The following is a 17,378-nucleotide window of genomic DNA, read 5'->3' as shown; positions in this document are numbered from 1 at the left end:
TAATATTTTTTATTTATATTTTTTTTATGATATGAATCCATATAAATATTCACTTAATTTAAAAATATTTTTCTAAATTTTAAAAATAACATACATAAAAAAAATATATGTATTTAATTAGTATATTTATTACAAATGTTATTGAAAGAACACAATGTTTTTTTATTACAAGGAAGTAATAAAGGAAATAGAAAAAAGCATTTAGATGAATCTTTAGCTTTAATTTCCCAAAAAATTGGAAAAATAATTCAAAAATCTTCTTATTTTGAAAGCGAAGCTTGGAATATGCACAAAGATACATATCCTTTTTACAATAGAGCTTTGTATGTAAAAACATTTTATTCTCCTATTGATCTATTAGAAAAAATTTATGATATCGAATTTTTTTTAAGAAAAAAATCCATAACGAATAAAAAAATAAAAGATCTATCATCCAAAAATAAAAAATCTTATAAAGATAGAGAAATTGATATTGATATTTTATTTTATGATCAAATTATAATACATAGTTCTATTTTAACTATTCCACATTCTTTATTACATCTTCGAAAATTTGTTTTAGTTCCTATGTGTGAAATTTCACCCAAAAAATATCATCCTATATTTAATACTACTCTTTTAGAAATATTAGGAGTTTGTGAAGATAAGTTAAAAATAAAAAAAATAGAATTTGAATAAATTCTTTTTATATATCCTGATGTATCCTATAAAATTCTGTACAACAGAATTTTTTATATATATTAATTATTTTAAATAATATTAATAATTATTAATAAATCTGGTTAATTGAATTTTTTTTTAAAAACTTAATTAAGTTGTATACAAAAAAATGGATTTCTATATCCGCAATAATATTCTTTTTTTTTCTATATACTATTTTTAGTTATGCAGAGGTAAAAAAAGAAGAGCTTAAACCAATTGATGAATCTAAAATTGAAAATTATTTGAATTTGAACAAAAAAACAAAATTAAATAATATTGTTATAAAATATCGTTCAAATATACAAGAACATAATATAGAAGAGGGGAAATCTTATTTATATGGAAATACATTTATAGAATATCTTGATACAAAAATAGAAGCAGATCGTATAGAATTTAATTGGAAAAATGGTGATTTATATGCTATAGGGAAAAAAGAAAATGTAATTGTTATCCAAAAAGGAGATAATCGATATTATACTTCTAGCCGTTTTCACATAAATTTAGATAATAAGAAATGGAATGCAGAAAATATTTATATACAAGAAAAAGATTATGTTATTATAGCAAAGGATATCAAAAAAGAGAATGATTATAGTTTAATGAAAAAAGTGATTTATACAGCAGATCCATTTTTTATGGATAAAAAAGATAAAAATCCTGATTTTTATTTAAAAACAGATTTCTTGAAATATTTTCATAAAAAAAAAGCGGTTATTACCGGACCTGTTTTTTTTTATTGGTATCAAGTCCCCATTCCTATAATTTTTCCATTTTTATATATTCCTTTGAAAAAAAATAATAGTGAAATTTCTTCTTTTGGAATTACCTATCCTAGGTTTTTGATTCAAAATAAGAAAATATCTGTAGAAAATATAGGTTTTTATTTCCCTATTTCCGATTATTTTAATTTTATAATTTCCAGTTCGATATATGGAGGAGAAAGATGGAAATTAGAAACAGAAATGGAATATAAATTGAAATATGCGTATAATGGATCCATTCATTTTAATTATCAATATTTATCAAATAAAAAATTTGATTATCAAATTCAGTGGAAGCATAATAAAGATTATAATTCAAATTCTGAAATAAAATTTAACGCAGATATAAATTATTATTTCGATAATTTTTCTCCAATTATATCCAGAGGAAATGAAAATGAAGAAATGAATATTTCTAATATTAGTATAAAAAAAATTTTTCAGAATTATTTTTTGAACATGGAAGCATATATAATTCAGAAAAGAAATAAAGGAGAAACGAAATTAAGAATTCCAGAAATTAGCATTTCCATGCGAAAAAAACCTTTTTTTACAAAAAATCCGTTTTTTTATCCATTAATTATGGATTATCATATATTTGCACATAATTCTATCGAATATTATTCAATTCCTCCTCTACTAAAAAAAATAAAACAAAAAACAAATATCCAAACTGGTATCAATCATACTATAAATATTTATACCTTTATTCCTATTTATCCTTATTTAAAAATTTCTCCAAGAATTCATTATAAAGGATATTCTACTTTGAATTTGAATTCATGGACCTCCTCCTTATTTCAAACGACAGATGCATTAACAGACATATTATTTTCTTCTATAGAAGGATTTTTAGAATTAAATAATAGATCTTTTTTATTGAGACATAAAATGTCCCCTATATTTTCTTTTAGAATTAAATCTTATCTTCCTGTAAATAATGATAATAAAGAAAATTTTATTAAAAATAGAATCAGTTTCATATTAAATAACAATTTGGAATTGAAAATAAAAAATAATAAGAATTTAAAAGAATTTTCATACAAAAAAATAAAAATAATTGACCTTTTTCAGGTAAAGAATTTTTATTTTTTTGATAAAAATTCTTTTCATTTAGAAAAATTCCATTTTATGGGCTATACTAATTTTACGAAGTATTTAAAAATGAAATATAAAGGTGGGATAAATTTCTATGAAAAACGGAAAAATAGTAATTTTTTCCATGATAGAAAAGAAAAAAAAAGAATGTATTTTAATTTCTCATTTCATGGAAATTTTGAAAATGAAATAAATTTTGTTGATAATAAATATGAAAAAAAAGGAAAAAATCGTTATGAATACTTTTATTTTGATAAATACAATTATGCAATATATCCAATTCCATTGAATCTTAAAATTGATTTAAATTCAACTTATGAAAGTTCTTTTAAGAAAAAAAAATTATTCAACACTTTTCTAAGTATAAATGGATCTATAAATCTAACAAAATATTGGAATATAGAAATAAATACGGATTACAATTTATTGAGACATAAAATAACCTTTTTCAAGATTGTTTTTTACAGAGATTTGAGAAGTTTTAAAATGAATTTTGACTGGACTCCCATAGGAGAAGATCGTTACTGGTCTTTTTTTATTGGAATAAAAGATCAAAATTTAAGTAATTTATTACAGTATAAAGAAATACATTATTATTAATAAATTCATAAAATGAAAAAAATAAAATCAGAAAGAATTCTATCTTATGGACCATATAGAACATATGTATTGATAGAAAATTTTTTATTTGTATCTGTACAAATTTCCATTGATCCAAAAACTGGAAATTTAATTTCTTAAACAATAGAATTAGAAACAGAAAAAGTTATGAAAAATTTGAAAATTATTCTTTCAGAAGATAGGGTAAATTTTAAAAAAATTATAAAAACTTCTTTATTTATAATAAAAATAGAGGATTATCCTAAAATAAATTATTCTTATTATAAATTTTTTCATGAAATAGATTCTCCTTCTAGAGAAACCATACAAGTTTTGGGATTACCAAAAAAATACGAATATAGAAATATCTTTAATAGAATATAGATAGAATCAAAGATGAAAATAAGCCTTTTATTCCTTATGAATAAATGAGTTCAAAATATTATTTTTTATTAATTATATTATTTTTCCTTAATATTGACTATTCTTTTAACAAGAATCCTAAAAAATCTATAAAATTAATTCATGCCGATTTTATACAAAAAAAAGATCATAATGATATTGTTTTTCTAACTGGGCATGTCCATTTTAAACATAATGAATATCACCTTTTTTGTGATCAAGCTATCTATAAAAAAAATAATCAATTTTACGGATATGGAAATGTTCAATTAAAATCAGAAAAAAACAAAATTTTTTCTCAAAAAATAGAATATTCCGAAAATATGAATAACCTGAAAGCCTCAGGTAAAGTTATTTTAGTTCAAGGAAATATAAAATTAACAGCAAATACTATTAATTATAATTTTAGAAAAAAATTTCTTCAGGCAATCAAAAACGTGATTTTATTCTTGGATGAATTTAAATTATATACCAATATTTTAGAATACGATCTTAATCTTAAGAAAATTTTTTATAAAAAAGGAAGCTTCCTTTTTTATAAAGATTATAATATCTATAGCAAAGAAGGATTTTTTTTTCCTCTAAAAAAAAAAGCAAAATTAAAATATGAAGTAAAATTAATTAGTAAAAATTATACAGTATACTCCAATTCAATAGAATATCTATTTTCAATAGATAAACTAACATTATATAGCCCGACTATTATAGTAAAAAATAATAATAAATTGGATAATTTTTTCTATGCTAAATCAGGTACTTTTTTTCTAAAAAAAAATATCTTTTTGTCCAAGGAATATTGTAGTCTTCACTATAATGATAAAATTATAAAAGGAAAATATTGGTTTTTTGATCACAATAAAAAATATGGATTTATAAAAAATGTTCTTTTTGAAGATAAAAAAAAAGGATATTTCTTTATAGGAGATAATGGAAATTTTGATTTAGACTCTGGATTAATTTCCTTAAAAAGGAATACAGCATCTATAAAAATAGATCCTAAAGAGGATTCTTTTTTTATTTATTCTGATAAAATCATAATAAACTTAAAAAAGGATTCTATATTCTCAATTCAATTTTTTCCTGTTATAGGTTTTTTTTTAAATGAAGAACTTCAAATAAAAAGTGATTCCTTGAGATATGAACCATCCAATAATTCCATAAAATTTAATGGAAATCCAATTTTTTGGATAAAAAAACAACAAATAACTGGAGATTCCATTTCTATTCATCTTAAGAATGGTTTTTTTTTAGATTATTTGAAAATTATCAAAAATGCTTTTTATATAAAAAAAATAAATTTAGAAGAATTTAATCAGATCAAAGGAGAAATTATGATAGGTTTTTTTGATAAAAAAAATGTTTTAGAAAAAATTTTGGTTCAAGGAGATGCTGAAAGCCTTGTTTTTCTTTATAATAATCCTTTATATAATGGAAAAAAAATAATCAATAAATCTTCTTGTAAAATTATATATGCAGATTTAGAAAAAGGGAAAAAAATAAAAAAAATTTCCTGTTTAGAAAAAGCAAACTCAAAACTAATTATCCTATCTAATAATAGATCTAAAAAAAATTTATTTTTTTCTAAATTTTCTTGGAGAGAAGATGAAAAATCTAAAAATAAAAAATATTTAATCTATGAGAAAATGAAAAAATATAGAAAAGAAAATTTAGAAGAAAATGAAGAAATCAAAAAGTTAAGAAAAAAAAATTAATATGTATGAAAAAATTAGAGAAAGATTTTATTCGATATCAAACTCAAATAACATCTACTCCTATGAAAATTTCAGTAGATTATGCAGATGGTAATTATATTTATGGAAAAGATGGAAAAAAATATTTAGATTTTATTGCAGGTCTTTCTGTAAATACTTTAGGACACGGAAATAAAAAAATAAAAGAATCTATAAAAAATCAGGTAGAAAAGTATTTACATACTATGGGTTATGGTGAATTTATACAGGAACCTTGTGTAAAACTTTGTAAAAAACTTGCAGAAATTACTCCATATCCACTAAATAAAACTTATTTGGTTAATTCTGGAACTGAAGCTGTAGAAGGAGCATTAAAACTAGCAAAATGTTATACAGGAAGGGAAGAAATTATTTCTTGTAAATTAGCTTATCATGGAAGTACACAAGGATCCATGAGTGTTATGGGATATGAAAAAAATAAAAGACTTTTTAGACCTCTACTACCATTGGTTAAATTTATAACATTTAACCAAATAGATGAATTGATCTCCTCTATTACAGATAAAACAGCTTGTGTTATTTTGGAAACCATACAAAGTTCTGCAGGAGTGGTCTTACCTAACAATTCTTTTCTAAAAGAAGTAAAAAAACAATGTAAAAAAAGAAATTCTTTAATGATACTGGATGAAATCCAAACTGGATTTGGAAGAACAGGAAAATTTTTTGCTTTTGAACATTATGGAATTGTCCCTGACATTTTGGTAATGGGAAAAGGAATGGGTGGAGGAATGCCTATTAGTGGTTTTATGTCCTCAGATGAAATTATGAAATCTTTTTCTGATAATGCTCCAATGGGGCATATAACCACTTTTGGAGGTAATGCCGTAGCTGCAGCAGCTTCTTTAACTACATTAAATCAACTTATGGAGTTTAATATTATTGAAAAAGTTTCTATAAAAGAAAAATGGATTAGAAAATATTTAGTTCATGACCAAATAAGAAATATTCATGGAAAAGGACTTCTTTTATCTTTTGAATTAAAACACAAAAATCATGTTGATGAGGTATTACAATCTTGTATAAAAAAAGGATTAATTCTTTTTCGTTTTTTATTTCATAGTAGATCTTTGCGTATTTCTCCTCCATTGACTATTACGGAAAAAGAAATTCAAAAAGGATGTTCTATTATTATAGAATGTTTGAATAACCTTAAGAAAAGATAATAAAATGTTGTTTTCTATTTTTCCAAAAAAAAATGAGATTTTTTATTGAATTAGCTTATAATGGAAAGGATTACCATGGATGGCAAATACAGAATACAGTGAATTCTGTAGAAGAAAAATTAGAATATTGTTTATCTATATTATTAAAAACTCCTATAAATATAGTAGGAGCTGGAAGAACAGATAGAGGGGTCCATGCAAAACAAATGTTTGCCCATTTTGATCTTGAAAAAAAAATCAACAAGAATTTTATTAAAAAATTAAATATTTTTTTGCCTAAATCTATTCATGTCCTCAATATTTTTCCAGTAAAAAAAAATGTTCATGCTAGATTTAATGCGATAAGTAGAACCTACAAATATTATTTAACATATAAAAAAAATCCTTTTTTTCAAGATTTTTCTTGGTATTGTTTTTATCCATTAAATATTAAACGTATGAATAAGGCTACTAAAATTTTAATGAAATATAAAGATTTTAGTTCTTTTTCTAAAAAAAATAGAGAAAATAAAAAAAAAAATAATATATGTGAAATATACTATGCAAATTGGTCAATAAAAAATACTCATTTTTGTTTTACTATTGAAGCTAATAGATTTTTAAGAAATATGGTAAGGGGTATAATTGGTACATTAATTGACGTAGGAAGAGAAAAAATTAGCATAAATAGATTTATAGAAATTATAGAGTTAAAAAATAAGGATTATTGTAGTAAAACAATACCACCTCCATGTGGTTTATTTCTTTCTAAAATTCTTTATCCAGAGGATATTTTTTTATGAAAAAAAAATCTTCCTTGAAACAACTTTTAAGAATTAGTTTAAGTTATAAACTTATTCTAATAACAATAATTATCATTTCTATATTAATATCTTTTATATCTGCTTATCGCCCTAAATTGATACAGAAAGCTATAGATGTTCATATAGTTTATATGGATTTTTTTGGTCTTAAAAATATTTTAATATGGATTATTCTGCTTCTTATCTTAGAAAGTGTATCCCATTTTATTTTATTATATTTATCTAATATTCTTGCTCAAAAAGTTGTTGAAAAAATTAGAATTCTTTTATTTGAAAAATTATTATCTTTTAAAACTTCTTTTTTTAACAAAACACCAATTGGAAAACTTGTCTCCTATTCTGTTTCGGATATAGAAACTATCATTGTAATATTTAACGATGGTATATTACTTGTATCTGGAGATATTTTAAGAATAATGATGATTGTAATTATGATGTATACAGTGCATAAAAAATTATCTATTATTATTTTTTTTACTATTCCATTTATGTACTTGATTACTCGTTTTTTTCAAAAAACATTAAAAAAAACTTTTCATAAAGAACGTGTACAAACTTCACGTTTAAACAGTTTTTTACAAGAAAAGATCGTAGGTATGTCTATAATACAACTCTTCCATAAAGAAAGAGAAGAATATTTAAAATTCAAATCTATCAATCAAAAATTGATGAATGCTCATTTTAAAACTATTTTTTATTTTTCTATATTTTTTCCAATAGTTGAACTTATATCTGCTTCTACAATAAGCATTGTAATATTTTATGGAGGATTTTATTCAATTGAAAGTATAGGGAATAATATAAAATCAGGACAAATCATTGCTTTTATTTTTTTTATTTACCTTATTTTTCGTCCCATGCGTCAAATAGCAGATAGGTTTAATATTATACAAAGAGGAATTGCTGGTATAGAACGTATATTTTCTATATTAAATTCTGAGGATATAATTATTAATAGAGGAAATATAAAAATTAAAAAATTAAAAGGACATATTGTATTTCATAATGTCTATTTTTCCTATATAAATAATGAAAAAATGGCTATTAAAGGCATTTCTTTTGAAATACTTCCTGGAGAAAATGTAGCTATAGTAGGATCTACGGGTTCTGGTAAATCTACCATTACGAATTTAATTTCCAGATTATACGAGATAAAACAAGGTAAAATTTTGATTGATGGATATGGAATTAAAGATATTGAACTTAGAAATTTAAGATCTCATATAAGAGTAGTTACACAGGATACATTTTTATTTAATGATTCTATTATTAATAATATAACTTTAGGTAACTCTTCCATTAGCCTAATGGAAATAGAAAAAATGGCAAAAAAAATAGGAATACATAGATTTATAAAATCTTTACCTAATGGATATAAATATATTGTACAAGAAAGAGGTGATCTTTTATCGCTTGGAGAAAAACAGTTAATTGCTTTTTTAAGAGTACAAATACATCCTTATTCCATACTTATCCTAGATGAAGCAACAACATCTTTAAATCAAGAATTAGAAAAATTGATCTATCATGCTACATATCGTTTAACTAAAAATAAAACTTCGATTATTATCAGTCATCGGCTTTCTACATTAAAAAATGTAGATAAAATATTAGTTCTCAATAATGGAGTCCTTGTAGAAAAAGGACCCCATAAAGATTTAATTCAATTAAATGGATATTATGCAGAATTATATAAAGAAACATTTAATAAAAAAATAATATAATGTTATGGACAAACTATTTTTAAGTAAGTTTTTTTCAATTTATTTTTTACCCAATTTTTAATTTTTTCTTCTTGTTTTATAATCTTTCCCCAATTTTTTAATTTTGTATAATCTCTTTCAAAAGAAATTGGATGAGAAGGGATCCTTTCCAATAATTTAACAATAAAAAAAGCTTCCTTTCCATTTAAAATTTCTTTATACGTATCAGAAATTTCTCCATTGTTTAAATGAATTAAAGATTTTTTCATTTTTTTTGATAGATTTTCTTCTCCTATACAAATCTTTTTCCATATGAAAGAATCTACTATTTGATTATTTATAGGATTTTCATTTGGAATAGTTTCGAAAGAAATTTCATGATTTATTAAACGATTTTTTACTAAGTCTACAAACGATTTTGTTCTGGTTAATTCTTCTTTTGTATATTTAGGTTTGATTAAAATATGCCTTATATCTATTTCATCTCCTCTTTTTTCTTCTACTTTTACTAAGTGAAATCCTAAATTTGTTTCAAAAGGTTCAGATATTTGTTTTTCTTTTAGAGAATTAACTATACGTTTAAATTCTTTTGGTATATCTTTCTTTTTTAATCCCTTAATCAAACCTCCTTTCAATGCAGAAGAATAATCTTCTGATAATAAAATTGCTTTTGTAGAAAAATCTCTATCAAAATGAATTTCCTTTTTAATTTTTTTCAAAAAATTAAAAATTTTATTCCTGTGTTTTTCACTTAATTTTGGATAGAAAATCATATAAGAAATACATATTTTTTTAGGAATCATAGGTAGTTTATCCTTTTTTTTATTAAAAAAATATTTTACTTCTTCAGGAGATACTTCTATATCTTCTATTATTTTTTGATAGAATTTCTCTATATACTGATTATTTTTGATAGTTTCAGTTAATTCTTCTAAAAATTCCTCAGTATAGGAATTTTTATTTAATGTTTTTAAAAAATTTTCTTGATTTTCTAAAATATTAGATACTTTTGTTTCTAATTCTTGATCATCAAATTGTAAACTTGGATCTTTTTTTGCATAATAAAGAATTAATTTGTGAATTAACAAATTTTCTAATCCCTTACAGGAAGAAATATTTTTATTATAATCTAAATAATTTTTTATCTCGGAATCTAAGATAATTTCATCTCCTATTATAACAGAAATCCCATTTACTTTTTCTAATTCTAAAGAAAAAGAAAAATTAAAAAAAATCATCAAAAAAAAATATAAATATCCTTTTTTTAGAAAAAAATTAAACTTAAATAAAATATTTTTTATCATAAAACATAAATAAATTTGCAATTTAACAATCAAATTGATTTATTAAAAATAAAGATTATTATAATCATGACTTTGATAGCTAAAAATATATACAAAAAATATAAAAAAAGAAATGTGGTAACAAATGTTTCTTTTTGGTTAAATCAAGGAGAAATAGTTGGTCTAATTGGACCAAATGGGGCTGGAAAAACAACCTCTTTTTATATAATCGTAGGGCTTATTAGACCGGATCAAGGACAAGTTCTTCTTAATGAAGAAAATATTACAAACTACCCAATATATAAACGTTCTAGAAAAGGAATTGGATATTTATCACAAGAACCATCTATATTTAGAAAATTATCTGTAGAAGATAATATTTTATGCATATTAGAAATGAAAAAAAATTCTTATAAAGAAAGGAAAAAAAAAACAGAACAACTTCTTGAAGAATTTGGATTACAACATATACGAAAAAACAGGGGAGATCTTTTATCTGGAGGGGAGCGTAAACGTACTGAAATTGCTAGATGTTTAGCTTCAAATCCTAGATTTATTCTTTTAGATGAACCTTTTTCTGGAATAGATCCTATCGCGATAGAAGAATTACAAAAAATTATTCTTTCTTTAAAAAAGAAAAAAATTGGTATATTGATTACCGATCATAATGTACAGGAAACCTTTATAATTACAGATCGTCTTTATTTAATGTTTGAAGGAAAAATATTGAAAGATGGACCTTCTAAAGAATTGATAAAAGATTCTATGGTAAGAAAAGTTTATTTAGGAAATCATTTTCTAAAAAATCATAAAATAAAAAAATAAATGGATCATCGTTTTCAAGGTCCAGAAGTTGGATTGTTTCTTAATGGAGATCCTCCTAATATTTTTTTCAAAAAATATTTTTTTTACAAAAAAATATTTGCAGTGGACGGAGCTTTTTACTATTTAAAAAAAATGGGGGTACAAGTGGATTCTATTAGTGGAGATTTTGATTCTCTTTTAAAAAAGGATATTTTAGGAAAAAAAAATAAATTTTTTGAAATTTTTGAAACCAAAGATCAAAATTATTCCGATTTTGATAAAGCTTTACGAATAATATATTCTAAAGGATTTTTAAATATAAATGTTTGGGGCGCTAGTGGTAGCGAACAAGATCATTTTTTAGGAAATCTATCTACGGCTTTGAAATATAAAAAAAAATTATCCATAATTTTTCATGACAATTATCATTATTATTTTTTTTCTGATAAAAAAATTTTTTTTTATCAGAAAAAAAATAAAAAGGTTTCCCTTTTTCCATTTCCAAAAGTAGAAGGATTATTAACTCATGGTCTAAAGTATCCTATCAATGATGGATTATTGAAAATAGGTAAACGTATAGGAATTAGAAACGTAGCTACTGAACCACAAATAGAAATAAGTTATAAAAAAGGAGAACTATTAATCTTTGTAGAAAGATAACAGTATTTTTTATTGTATCCATTGGTTAATCCTAAAAATAATTTTATCTGTATGATTTTCCAAATCACATAAATTTCCATCCATTTTTACCCTATGTATTGAAATATGAACATATCCATGATAAACCATATTACAAATATGGGCTGTTTGTTGAATAGGGCGTAAGAATTCATCTATAGTAAAATTATTTTTTTCTCCTGCATGAAATGTTTTTTTTTCTGATCCAGTAGTAATAGATACCAATAAATGTTTTCCAGAAAGAGATTTTTTTTCATATAATTTTGTAAAAACCTGATCCTTCCACTCTTTTAAAAGGGAGGGATAACTATACCAATAAAATGGAAATTGAAATACTATAAATTTTGTATCCAAAATAATCCTTATTTCTTCCTCTACCTTGATTTTGAAATCAGGATAAATGTTATATAATTTTCGTATAATAATATTTTCTTTACATTTATCATGAATATTCTGTATAATTCTTTTATTTAGAATAGATTTTTCTATATTAGGATGAGCTACTAAAAATAAAATCTTATTTTTCATGATTAAATAAAAAATTTAGAAATTGATATCATTCAATTTTTTCATCATATTTTTTATATGATTAGCAGAATTTCTCAAAAGAAATATTTCTTCTTTGTTCAATTGTAATTCTATAATTTTTTCTATTCCATATTTTCCTAAAACAACTGGAACTCCTAAATACATATCTTTCAAATTATATTCTCCATTTAAAAAAACAGAACACGATAAAATTCGTTTGGAATTTTTAAGAATAGCTTTTACCATATTCACAACGGATTCACTAGGAGCTATCCAAGCGGATTTCCCCAATAAATTTACAATTTCCCCACCCCCATTTTTGGTTTTTTCAATAATAATCTGATTTTTTTCTTTCGATAAAAATTCCATGATAGGGATTCCAGATATAGAAGTATATCTATATAAAGGGACCATAGTCTCACCATGTCCTCCTAGTAATAAAGTTTGTATATCATGAGGAGAACAATTTAATTCTTTTGACAAAAAATAACGATATCTAGTTGAATCTAATATTCCTGCCATACCCATAACACGAGAAGAATCTATTTTAGCCGTTTTATAACATACATAAGCCATCACATCCAGTGGATTAGAAACAATTATAAATTTTGCATTTGGAGAAAAATAAATAGATTTTTTAGTTACAGTATGAATAATTTTTGCATTGATATTTACTAAATCATCACGACTCATTCCTGGTTTTCTAGGCAATCCACAAGTGATAATAATTATTTCGGAATTTTTCGATTTTGAATAATCATTAGTAATACCAATAACATGAGTATTTGATCCAACAAGAGGTAACATTTGAGATATATCTAAACTATTCCCTTCAGCTAATTTATCTTTTATATCCAATAAAACAATTTCTTCTACTATATCTATTCTAGCTAATAAACTAGCACATGATGTTCCTATATTTCCTGCTCCAATAATAGTAATTTTCATTTTTAATTTTTTTTGATATTAATATATAAATTTTTTAAACGATCGTTCTTAACGATCTTCTTTATGAAAGATTTCTCTAAATTTCTCTAACTTTACTGAAGTTAAACACAATTTCTATTTTTATGAGTGAGGATTTTTTTATAAAAAAATTCTATTCCAGACATATAGGGCCTTCTTGTGAAGAAATTCACGAAATGTTGAAAATATTAAAATACAAATCCATAAAAGATTTAATAAATAATACTATTCCAAAAGAAATACGTTTAAAAAAACGATTAAATCTTCCAAATTCTATTTCTGAATATCAATATTTAAATCATATTTATAGAATTAGTAAAAAAAATAAAATTTATCGTTCTTATATAGGATTAGGGTATAAAAATACTATAACTCCAGCTGTAATTCAAAGAAATATTTTAGAAAATCCAAGTTGGTACACCCCTTACACACCTTATCAATCTGAAATATCTCAAGGACGTTTAGAAGCTTTAATTAATTTTCAGACTATGATTTCAGATCTTACTGGAATGAAAATTAGTAACGCTTCTATGTTAGATGAAGGAACAGCTATAGCTGATGCTATGTTAATGATTTATAAGGAAAGTTTAAAAAAAAAACAGATAAGAAAAAATTTTTCCTATTTTTTTGTTTCAGATGAAGTTTTTCCACAGACATTTTCCATCCTAAAAACAAGATGTTACGGTTTAGGAATAAATTTAATTAAAGATTTTCATGGAAAATTACACGAATATAAAAAAGAAAAAATATTTGGATTATTACTTTCTTATCCTTCTCCTTCAGGAGAAATATATGACTACCTTGAAACAGTAAAATATGCAAAAAAGAAAGATATCTCAGTAATAGTATCCACTGATTTATTATCCCTAACTTTGTTAAAACCTCCTGGAGAGTGGGGTGCAGATGTGGTGGTAGGATCTACTCAGTCTTTTGGTCTACCTATGGGTTATGGAGGCCCTCATGCCGCTTTTTTTTCTACTTCTGAAAGATATAAACGTTTTCTTCCAGGAAGAATTATTGGTGAATCAATGGATAGAAAAAATAAAAAAGCATTTCGTATGGCTTTACAAACAAGAGAACAACATATAAAAAGAGAAAAAGCCACTTCTAATATTTGTACCTCACAAGTACTACCTGCTATAATGGCATCTATGTATGCTTTATATCATGGTCCAAATGGTTTAAAAAAAATAGCAGAAAATATTCATGAAAATACTAAAAAATTAGAATATTTATTGAATAATACTATTGGGAATAGTATTATTCAAATGAATACATTTTATTTTGATACTCTTAGAATAAAAATAAAAAATTCAGATTTTTTTTTCTTGGAAAAATTAAAAAAAATAGCTGAACGTAGAAAAACTAATTTCCGATATGTAGATAAAGATTCTTTAACAATTACTTTAGACGAAACAACTTGTAAAAAAGATATTTACCATATTGTTTCTATTTTTCATGAAGTTAGTAAGAAAAAAAACAGAAAATTTTTTATTGAAAAAGAAAAGTATAAAATTCCAAATTTTTTAAAAAGAACATCTAATTTTTTAGGACATCCAATTTTTCATAAGTTTCATTCAGAAAATGAACTTATGCGTTATATTAAAAGATTAGAAAAAAAGGATCTTTCTTTAAATCATTCTATGATTCCGTTAGGATCATGTACTATGAAACTAAATCCCTCTGCAGGATTGTTCTCTTTGAGCCAATATGAGTGGAGAAATGTTCATCCTTTTTCTCCTAATAATCAGACAAAAGGATATCAATTTATTATTAAAAACTTGGAAAAATATCTGAAAGAAATAACGGGATTTTCTGGAGTTTCTTTACAACCAAATTCTGGGGCTCAAGGAGAGTATGCTGGACTTATGGTAATAAAATCTTATCATAATTCTTTACAAGAAAATAAAAGAAATGTAGCCTTAATCCCTACTTCATCACATGGAACTAATCCTTCTTCAGCAAGTATAGCTGGAATGAAAGTTATTTTAATTTTTACTAAAAAAGACGGATCTATCGATCAAAATGATTTGTTAAAAAAAGTAAAAGAGAATAAAGATTTATTATCTGTATTAATGATAACTTATCCTTCTACTCATGGAGTATATGAATCAAATATAAAATCTATAATAGATCTCATTCATGAGTATGGAGGATTAGTTTATATGGATGGAGCAAATATGAATGCGCAAATAGGACTAATTAAACCAGCAGAAATTGGAATAGATGTATGTCATATAAATCTACATAAAACTTTTTCTATTCCTCATGGAGGTGGAGGACCTGGAATGGGTCCTATTTGTGTAGCCCCTCATTTAAAACCATTTCTTCCTAATCATCCTTTTCAAAAAAATTCAAACCAAAAAAAAGAATTGACCATTTCCTCTTCTCCATACGGCTCTTCTTTAATTTTAACAATTTCTTATGCATATATTCGTATGTTGGGTCCAGATGGATTGAAAAAGTGTACTGAAATATCTATATTAAATGCTAATTATATAAAGAATAAATTAAAAAATTATTATAAAATATTATATGTTGGGAACAAAAATACAGTAGCACACGAATTTATCATAGATTGCAGAGTTTTTAAAAGTATTGGAATAGAAGTTATCGATATAGCAAAAAGAATGATGGATTATGGATTCCATGCTCCTACTATATCTTTTCCTGTAGAAGGATGTATGATGATAGAACCTACAGAAAGTGAATCTAAAGAAGAATTAGACCGTTTTATTGAAACACTTATAAAAATACGTGAAGAAATTAACGAAATAGAAGACGGTCTATTTACAAAAAAAGAAAATGTATTAAAAAATGCACCTCATAGTTTAGATTTATTAACAGGAAACGATTGGATATACCCTTATACTAGGGAAAAAGCGGCTTATCCATTGAATTGGGTGAAAGAAAGAAAATTTTGGCCATCAATCGATCGAATTGATGATGGATATGGAGATAGAAATCTAATTTGTAGATGCACTTAAAATATTTTAGAATTTTTTAAATTTTGAATATGGAGTAACATTTATAGAATCAAAAAAATTTTTTTTGTATTTAAGTAGTCCTGTTATAGCTATCATAGCTCCATTATCTGTTGCATATTTTTTTTTTGGAATAAAAATTTCCCATTTTTTATTTTTTTTTGCAAAAAGGAGAAAATCACGTCTAATTTCATTATTAGCGGAAACTCCTCCTGCTAAAACAACTCTGAAAATTCCGGTCTTTATAGTAGCTTTCTGTATTTTTTCCAAAAGTATTTCTGATATAGTTTTTTGCACAGAAGCACATAAATCTGCTAAATTTTTTTTAATGAAAAGGGAATCCTTTTTTGATTTATTCTTGACAAATTGTAAAATATGGCTTTTAAATCCACTAAAACTAAAATCTAATTCATTCACGGATGGTTTTGAGAAAATAAATTTTTTGGAACATCCACTTTTAGAAAAATGATCTAATAGAGGACCTCCAGGATAATAGAGACCAAACATTCTAGCTATCTTATCAAAAGCATCTCCTACAGAATCGTCTAAGGTAGATCCTAGTATTTCCATTTTAAAAAAATCATTTACTTTTATTATTTGGGTATGTCCACCGCTAATCATTAAACATAAAAAAGGAAATTTTGGAAAAGAATTATTGATATTCGAATTTTGTATAAAATGGACAAGAATATGTGCTTGTACATGATTTACAGTTAGTAGAGGAATTTTTAATCCCATTGAAAAAGATTTCGCAAAAGAAGAACCTACTAATAAAGATCCTATTAGTCCTGGACCTAAAGAAAAAGATACAGCATCAATTTCATATCTATCTATCCTTGATAAGGATATAGCTTTATTTACAGCTAAAATAAGATTTTTATCATGAAATCTTGAAGCTAATTCAGGAACTACCCCTCCATATTTTTTATGAATTTTTTGACGTATGATAACATTAGATAACACTTCTCTATTATTAATTATAGAAACAGCGGTATCATCACATGTGGACTCTATTCCAATAATAATAAGTTTTTTTTTCATAAAAAAAATAACAATATCTTTAAGAATAAGAAATGAATAATTTTTTTAAAAAAAAATTTATTTTTCAAAATAAAAAAATATTTTTATTCTGTATAATAGTACTTTTTT

Annotated in this window: 15 protein-coding genes; 11 read left to right on the top strand and 4 right to left on the bottom strand. The window is 23.9% G+C overall.

Annotated elements, in window-relative coordinates:
- Window positions 1-135 precede the first annotated feature (135 nt).
- The 8 genes from folK (at window position 136) to DM815_RS03085 (ending at window position 9,007) form a co-directional block, all read left to right on the top strand.
- Entirely contained in the window at window positions 136-678 is a 543-nt protein-coding gene (folK, locus tag DM815_RS03115; RefSeq protein WP_110509336.1) for a 2-amino-4-hydroxy-6-hydroxymethyldihydropteridine diphosphokinase, read from the top strand.
- Between the two features lie 137 nt (window positions 679-815).
- Complete coding sequence (locus DM815_RS03110) at window positions 816-3,164, top strand: putative LPS assembly protein LptD (protein WP_110509334.1); 2,349 nt, start codon at window positions 816-818, stop codon at window positions 3,162-3,164.
- A 12-nt stretch (window positions 3,165-3,176) separates the two neighbouring features.
- Window positions 3,177-3,305 carry a hypothetical protein gene (locus DM815_RS03225; RefSeq protein ID WP_255410412.1) on the top strand — a complete coding sequence of 43 codons (129 nt, stop codon included), beginning with the start codon at window positions 3,177-3,179 and terminating at the stop codon, window positions 3,303-3,305.
- Between the two features lie 27 nt (window positions 3,306-3,332).
- The gene (locus tag DM815_RS03215; RefSeq protein ID WP_235610006.1) at window positions 3,333-3,548 is read left to right on the top strand and encodes a Rid family hydrolase; all 216 of its coding nucleotides are present in this window, start codon (window positions 3,333-3,335) and stop codon (window positions 3,546-3,548) included.
- A 44-nt stretch (window positions 3,549-3,592) separates the two neighbouring features.
- Window positions 3,593-5,278: an OstA-like protein gene (locus DM815_RS03100; RefSeq protein WP_110509332.1), complete on the top strand. Its 1,686-nt coding sequence runs from the start codon at window positions 3,593-3,595 to the stop codon at window positions 5,276-5,278.
- Window positions 5,279-5,283: 5 nt separating this feature from the next.
- Window positions 5,284-6,480, top strand: a complete 1,197-nt coding sequence (locus tag DM815_RS03095) for an aspartate aminotransferase family protein (protein WP_110509330.1) — start codon at window positions 5,284-5,286, stop codon at window positions 6,478-6,480.
- Between the two features lie 32 nt (window positions 6,481-6,512).
- Window positions 6,513-7,262 carry a tRNA pseudouridine(38-40) synthase TruA gene (truA, locus tag DM815_RS03090; RefSeq protein ID WP_110509328.1) on the top strand — a complete coding sequence of 250 codons (750 nt, stop codon included), beginning with the start codon at window positions 6,513-6,515 and terminating at the stop codon, window positions 7,260-7,262.
- Entirely contained in the window at window positions 7,259-9,007 is a 1,749-nt protein-coding gene (locus tag DM815_RS03085) for an ABC transporter ATP-binding protein (RefSeq protein ID WP_110509326.1), read from the top strand. The genes truA and DM815_RS03085 overlap by 4 nt, the downstream gene beginning before the upstream one ends.
- Window positions 9,008-9,009: 2 nt before the next feature.
- Here the strand turns inward: DM815_RS03085 and DM815_RS03080 are convergent, their stop codons facing one another.
- Entirely contained in the window at window positions 9,010-10,224 is a 1,215-nt protein-coding gene (locus DM815_RS03080; RefSeq protein ID WP_235610005.1) for a peptidylprolyl isomerase, read from the bottom strand.
- Window positions 10,225-10,356: 132 nt separating this feature from the next.
- Here DM815_RS03080 and lptB point away from each other — a divergent pair, with 132 nt between their 5' ends.
- Together lptB and DM815_RS03070 are read left to right on the top strand one after the other, a co-directional pair.
- Window positions 10,357-11,094, top strand: a complete 738-nt coding sequence (lptB, locus tag DM815_RS03075; RefSeq protein WP_110509449.1) for an LPS export ABC transporter ATP-binding protein — start codon at window positions 10,357-10,359, stop codon at window positions 11,092-11,094.
- Window positions 11,095-11,733: a thiamine diphosphokinase gene (locus DM815_RS03070; protein ID WP_110509324.1), complete on the top strand. Its 639-nt coding sequence runs from the start codon at window positions 11,095-11,097 to the stop codon at window positions 11,731-11,733. It abuts the gene before it with no gap.
- Window positions 11,734-11,742: 9 nt separating this feature from the next.
- On the opposite strand, the gene DM815_RS03065 is transcribed toward DM815_RS03070, so the two are convergent.
- Together DM815_RS03065 and mdh are read right to left on the bottom strand one after the other, a co-directional pair.
- Window positions 11,743-12,279: an NAD(P)H-dependent oxidoreductase gene (locus DM815_RS03065; RefSeq protein WP_110509322.1), complete on the bottom strand. Its 537-nt coding sequence runs from the start codon at window positions 12,277-12,279 to the stop codon at window positions 11,743-11,745.
- A 15-nt stretch (window positions 12,280-12,294) separates the two neighbouring features.
- Window positions 12,295-13,227, bottom strand: a complete 933-nt coding sequence (gene mdh, locus DM815_RS03060) for a malate dehydrogenase (protein ID WP_110509320.1) — start codon at window positions 13,225-13,227, stop codon at window positions 12,295-12,297.
- A gap of 122 nt (window positions 13,228-13,349) precedes the next feature.
- Between mdh and gcvP the strand changes: the two genes are divergently transcribed.
- Entirely contained in the window at window positions 13,350-16,232 is a 2,883-nt protein-coding gene (gene gcvP / locus DM815_RS03055) for an aminomethyl-transferring glycine dehydrogenase (protein WP_110509318.1), read from the top strand.
- A gap of 6 nt (window positions 16,233-16,238) precedes the next feature.
- Here the strand turns inward: gcvP and tsaD are convergent, their stop codons facing one another.
- Window positions 16,239-17,270 (bottom strand): tRNA (adenosine(37)-N6)-threonylcarbamoyltransferase complex transferase subunit TsaD, encoded by a 1,032-nt coding sequence (gene tsaD / locus DM815_RS03050; protein WP_110509316.1) that lies wholly within the window; start codon window positions 17,268-17,270, stop codon window positions 16,239-16,241.
- Between the last annotated feature and the right edge of the window lie 108 nt (window positions 17,271-17,378).

It is taken from the genome of Blattabacterium sp. (Cryptocercus kyebangensis), from assembly GCF_003226855.1.
Classification (GTDB): Bacteria; Bacteroidota; Bacteroidia; order Flavobacteriales; family Blattabacteriaceae; genus Blattabacterium.
The sequence above is the reverse complement of the archived record's forward strand: the minus strand, read 5'-3'. Positions and strand labels throughout refer to the sequence as shown.